The sequence below is a fragment of the Neisseria sp. P0022.S010 genome (assembly GCF_051956635.1).
Map to the genome: position 1 here is coordinate 1 of NZ_JBQCXF010000550.1, position 1,956 is coordinate 1,956.

Genomic DNA, 1,956 nt, shown 5'->3' on the forward strand with positions numbered 1-1,956 from the left:
CTATAACGCAATTCTGTTGCTAATGCAGTTTCCGGAGTCACGGCAGTCGGCAAAATTTCATTGCCTAAAAAAGAATTGAGCAATGTACTTTTTCCCGCGCTAAATCCGCCAACCACCGGCACAATCAGCTCTGCATCCGTAATATTCCTTTGAATTTCCGATAATTTGTTATCTGAAATTTCCAAAGTGGAAATGATGTTCTTAACTTCACCGATATAATCTAAAAATTGCTTTTTGCTGTTCATAAAATAAATTTCTCCTGAATAAAAATTAAATGGAAATGACTACTTTCTGCTATTTGTGCCGATTAGTCCTTACTGAACGAACTCATTAGCAGACAAAAACCCATTAGACTAAAAATAAAACAAGAAATAAGTTCTAAGTTCCCCCTGTACGTTACGTTCCAATCAAGCCAAGATGTACTATGCATATAGATTAGCCCTATAATTGCCCTAATTCCGCCTCTTTGCATAAACGCACCAGGCAACATGATGAATCCAAGTATGATTTGCCACATGTTATTAGCCCTCCGCATGGTTATTGATATAGTTTTTTAATTTGCCAATTATCTTTTCCTGCAACTCTTGCGGACTGACAATTCTTGAATGCGGTATCCAATATTGGACGATGGGGATAACTTCAATTTCGTTAACATTTTTGCAGGCAATCAACAGGCCGCCGTTATCGAGGCGGCGAATAATCTCCTGATTGGGTAACAGCTTGCGCCGCAAAAAATAATGCGCAGCCTGTGGGCTGATTTGAATAATGATTTCACTGACTTGATTACCGTATGAGATGCTGTCGGTATTTTGAATTTTTTCTACAAATCCTACATCTGGAACATATGTCTTTGATGTCGTTTGCAACTGGGATGTTTGGGTAAAGCAATAGGTCTTTTCTCGACCATTTTCGAGTCCGATAAGATACCAAATACCGCTTTTATTAATGAGCCGGTAAGGATCTAAAGTACGATGGCTTTTACTGCCATCGGCTTTGGTGTAATTAAAGCTAATGGTTTGCTTTGCTTCTATAGAATGTGTTACCAAATCAAAATCTGATTGGCGATGACGAATATTTTCGTATTGATGGCCTTTGATGATAATGCTTTGACGCAGACTCTCTTGAAAAAAGCGGCGGTCCGCTTCAGGGAAAAGGTCTTATAAGCCTGCAAAATGACAAATACGGCGGATTTCGTCTTTATTCAGACGGCCATACTGGTTTTGATCCAGACGGTAATAACGGGTGCCTGTAGTTTGCAATAAAGGGGCAAGACGATTGAGATCACGTTGGGCTGTACGCAATGAAATGCCATAGCGTTCGGGCAAATTTTGAATATCAATCGTTTCCCCTTGATTTAGACGTGTCAGAATATCTGCCAAACGGATGCCTAGTGCTTCCTGTGCTTTAGTACGCTGGCTCATATGTAGATAAATTTTCGTTTTCGTATGTAATGGCGGAATTTTATGTTGCAGTCACGACAGGTACTGTCGCTCTTTTTTTGCTTTGCGTATTTTTATAATTCATTAATAAACTTTGGCAATTCTACCTTATTATTCGATATAGTAATTATTTAATTTACATTAAATTTACACTTTCTATTTTAATGATGCAGTTATATCCCTTTTTTAATTTGCTGTTTCATTGAGCAAATGCGATGGCCCAAGGCCGTCTGAAAGCTGAATTTCAGACGGCTTTTTTAAAGAGCCAGCTCAGATTGTTATCAATTTACCCGGTTTTGCATTATATATTGTGCAAATTTGACTCACTTGAAAGAAAATAAATTGTAAGGATTACAACAACTTGTAGATTTATTGGTAGGTTTTGTCGATTGGATATTGAAATTACTGGCATTCTTGTTTTAAACTACGTTTCATTCTTTTATACATTAAAGACGTATTTTCATCATGCAAACCACGCAACGCTCTGCTACTTTCTTCTATTGGTACCACACAAACG

At 37.8% G+C, this 1,956-nt stretch carries 3 protein-coding genes; all 3 read right to left on the bottom strand.

All coding sequences use genetic code 11. From position 1 onward, the window contains the following. A partial coding sequence (locus ACTHUT_RS19265; RefSeq protein ID WP_440419442.1) for a dynamin family protein occupies positions 1–245 on the bottom strand: 245 nt, incomplete at its 3' end. A gap of 276 nt (positions 246–521) precedes the next feature. Then, positions 522–1,046 (bottom strand): WYL domain-containing protein, encoded by a 525-nt coding sequence (locus tag ACTHUT_RS19270; protein WP_250600233.1) that lies wholly within the window; start codon positions 1,044–1,046, stop codon positions 522–524. 111 nt (positions 1,047–1,157) lie between these two features. Then, on the bottom strand, positions 1,158–1,421 hold the full coding sequence (locus ACTHUT_RS19275) for a DeoR family transcriptional regulator (RefSeq protein WP_440419444.1): 264 nt from the start codon (positions 1,419–1,421) through the stop codon (positions 1,158–1,160). Positions 1,422–1,956: the final 535 nt, after the last annotated feature.